This window comes from Synechococcus sp. R8-2, assembly GCF_047461715.1.
GTDB lineage: Bacteria > Cyanobacteriota > Cyanobacteriia > Thermostichales > Thermostichaceae > Thermostichus.
Window position 1 is genome coordinate 1 of record NZ_JANSHQ010000213.1, and the last position, 2,984, is coordinate 2,984.

Sequence of the window (2,984 nt, forward strand, 5' to 3'; positions counted from 1 at the left end):
CCAGCGGGACGGAGTCCTTAGACCTTACGTGAAGTCGGCAAAAGCTGCAACCATGGCCGGATCCTTGCCCAGGGCTTCTGAAGCAGCAGTGGATCCTGCCAAGTTCGTTGATTACTCTATGAATCCAGCTAATCCTGGAAATCAAGGCAAGTGGATTGCCTTTGCAGAGCTTGGCTATGATGTCAGTACACCAGAGGGAAGAAGGGTGGGATTTGCTCACATTCTGCAACAGGTTACTGCTGCTCTGCCTTGCGCCTTAGCCGGGGATCCGTTTCCAACACCCTATGGAAGCCGCTATCGATCAAGATTGAAATTTTGGGCCTCAATCAGAAAAAAGGCACTTTAGTGACCGTGTGGCAGGTTGATAAGGAAAGTTTAATCCCTCGTTTGGTCACCAATTGGCTAGAGGTACACAATGATGAGTAAAACCACTTCTAGAATCAAGCCATACAGTAGAGTCAAAACTGTGGCAGATGTCAAGGAGTATTTCAGCGAGACCACTATTCCTGCTGGAACTCAGGGATCCATTGTGGAATGTTACTCAGATCCCACTGAAGGCTATGCGGTTGATTTAGCGGTTCCGGATTTGAGCTTGGTAGGAGGTTTTCGATATTTTAATCTCATTCTTTTTCCCGATCAGTTTGAAGTCATAGATCCCGAAACATGAAGTATCCAATGTTGAATGGACGTTCCCTCTACCCCACCAGGTCAAGCCAGCGCAGGTAGCCCTCCACCAGTTGGGATCCGGCTAGAGCGGCTACCCCTCCGCCCATAGCCAAGTAGGGGCCGAAAGGGATGGGCTTTCCCAGGCGGGCCCGCCCCTTGGTCATGGCCAGCAAGCTAGCCAGCAGGCCAAACCCGGAACCCAAAAGAAGGGCCACCACCACCCCCTGCCAGCCCAACCACATGCCGATCAGGGCCAACAGCTTGCCATCTCCCCCGCCCATAGCCTCCCGCCCCAAGACCCAACGGGCCAAGAGGCCAATGCCCTCCAGCAGCCAGAGGCCCAGCACAGCTCCTGCAATCCCTTCCACCAGTGACAGGCCTGTAGCGGCCAGGGATCCGGATCCCTGGAGCCACGGCAGAGCCAGGCGGGCCAAAAGCCCCACCACCAGGCCTGAACGGGTCAGCTCCTCCGGCAGCAAAAAGGTATCCAGATCGATGAGCGCCAGGGCCAACAGCCAGCTCAACAAGATGCAGGTGAGGATCCCTTGGGCAGAAAACCCCAAAGCGCCGATGCTGAGGGCAAACAGGCCCATTGTCAACGCCTCAACGGCAGGGTAGCGCCAGCTAATCTGCGCTCCACAATGGCGGCAGCGACCGCGCAGCAACAACCAGCCTAGGATGGGAATGTTCTCCGTGGGGCCCAGCGGCGTCTTGCAGCTTGGACAATGGGATCCGGGATGGAGCAGAGAAAGACCCTGCGGCAGGCGATAGACCACCACGTTCAAGAAGCTGCCCACACAGGCCCCCAGCACCAGCACCAGCACCCAGCCCAGTAGGCGCAGCTCCCAGGTGCCGTTCGCATCAGCGTTGCTCAGCCACATCATGCGAGCGTTGCGCAGTAGGGGAGAACCTCGAGCATGGCAGCGATTCCCATCGCGTCGGCAGGACGGAGTCCCTAAAGGCAGAAAAAGGAAGGATCTGCTCTGTCAGCGTAGCTCCTTGTGCCTCACCGCAGCGGCTCCAATTGCTGCAGCGGAATAAAAGTTTCCTGGGGCAGCAGGATGGGGAACTCGGAAAAGATCAGATCCCCTCGCAGGGTACGGCGGTGAATAACTACCCCCCGCGGAGGTTGCTCCAGCACTTCCGGTCGATACTGCAGATGAAATTGATAAATCTGGCGAGCCGCTTGAAGCAGAGCGCTGTCCATGAGCTGTTTTCCTTGCCAAATTCACAACTACCCTAACGACATTCCCATCGCGTCGGCGGGACGGAGTCTTTAGACCTTTTGGGATCCCCAAAGTTCTGTCTGCCATCCCTCAGACTTTTTTAGAACGGTTAAGGCTTCTGAAAAGCCGAGGATCCCCTGAGCCGAACACCTGCTGCTTCCCAAAAGACAAGTCACCCGCCCCCGCCAGCCTAAACTTAGGATATCGCCGCCGAGGACTTATGGGTCACCTCCGCCCACTCAATTCTCGATGTCTGTCCAGGAATGGAGGCCATAGAGCACTCTGGAGTTGTCGGCAGCCAGCCTAAGACAGTTTGACGTCAGGGCTGGGGGAGATCAAATCTGGGCCGATGCTGTAGGAGGAGCCACGGTAACTGGGTTTGGGATTGAGCTTGTCTTGAAAGCGGGTGATGATCTGGATGGTGCGCTGTACATCCGCCGGAAAGATCACCACCAGGTCTCCGGGTTCGGCCTTTTCCAAAGCGGTTTCGATGGCAGTTGCCTCATCCAAGATTTCCTGCAGACGATCCCCTGCCTTTTCCTGTTCCCAACCCTGCCGGATTAGGGCGGCCACCTCGCCTGGTTCCCGTCCTCGCCGGTCATCATCTTCTTTGACAATGGCTCGGTCGAACATGCGCGCTGCCAAGACTCCCAGCTCTCGTAGGTCGCTGTTGCGCCGATCCCCAGGCCCGCCGATAACCCCAATTTTTCGTTGGCAATCCCAGCGCTCTAGGGTACTTTGAATGGCCTCGTAACCTGCCGGGTTGTGGGCATAGTCCACCAGCACTTGGTAGCCCCCCACATCGAACAAGTTGAGGCGACCAGGGGTTTGGGCCACAGAACTGGTGAAGGTGCCCAGTGCCATGCGGATGTCGTCGATGGAAACCCCGTGCAGGAAGGCTGCCAAGGTGGCGGCTAGGGCATTTTGGATCATGAAGCTGGCTTTGCCGGAGAGGGTGAGGGGAATGTTGCTGACATCTTCGATGCGCAGTTTCCAGCCCCGTTTCAAAATGGAGATGTGGCCCTCTTCATAAACAGCCGCCGTGCCCCCGGAAGCAATGTGCTTTTGAATGAGGGGATTTTCCGGGTTCAT

Annotated in this window: 4 protein-coding genes; 1 reads left to right on the plus strand and 3 read right to left on the minus strand. The window is 56.6% G+C overall.

Annotation, left to right across the window (positions count from 1 at the left end):
• Positions 1–346 (plus strand): hypothetical protein (locus tag NW819_RS05780; protein ID WP_414413178.1); only part of this gene is annotated, 346 nt, incomplete at its 5' end.
• Between the two features lie 349 nt (positions 347–695).
• On the opposite strand, the gene NW819_RS05785 is transcribed toward NW819_RS05780, so the two are convergent.
• From NW819_RS05785 to NW819_RS05795, 3 genes are all read right to left on the minus strand, one after another.
• Positions 696–1,550, minus strand: coding sequence for a prepilin peptidase (locus tag NW819_RS05785; protein WP_414413179.1), 855 nt, complete (start codon positions 1,548–1,550; stop codon positions 696–698).
• Positions 1,551–1,672: 122 nt separating this feature from the next.
• Positions 1,673–1,873, minus strand: a complete 201-nt coding sequence (locus NW819_RS05790; RefSeq protein WP_011432545.1) for a hypothetical protein — start codon at positions 1,871–1,873, stop codon at positions 1,673–1,675.
• A gap of 322 nt (positions 1,874–2,195) precedes the next feature.
• On the minus strand, positions 2,196–2,984 hold a 789-nt coding region (locus NW819_RS05795), incomplete at its 5' end, for a glutamate ligase domain-containing protein (RefSeq protein WP_414413180.1).